Raw genomic sequence first — 281 nt, 5'->3', positions numbered from 1 at the left:
AAGCTTGCAAAAAGCGCTCGCGAGCATGGAAAATGACCTCACCGGTTTTGACGAAATCATCATCGAAGGCGCACCCTAAAAATCCGCTGTCATCAAAGCTATCGGCAAACAAACACCAGACCGTATGCGGACGATCGCACAAGCCATGCGCCACGGCCTGTCGGATGAAGAAATCCACGAAATCACAATGTTTTATCCGTGGTTCCTCGCACGGATCCGCGAAATCGTGGATGTCGAAGCAGAGGTGCGCGCTGGCGGCTTGCCCGTCACCGAGAAGGGCT

1 pseudogene is annotated in these 281 nt (G+C 54.1%); it reads left to right on the top strand.

Annotated elements, in window-relative coordinates:
- Positions 1 to 281, top strand: a pseudogene (locus tag AB9F29_RS22480) (hypothetical protein); the annotation flags it as partial.

It is taken from the genome of Falsihalocynthiibacter sp. S25ZX9, from assembly GCF_041205405.1.
GTDB lineage: Bacteria > Pseudomonadota > Alphaproteobacteria > Rhodobacterales > Rhodobacteraceae > Falsihalocynthiibacter > Falsihalocynthiibacter arcticus.
Note: the sequence above shows the minus strand (reverse complement) of the source record. Positions and strands in the feature narration are given on the sequence as shown.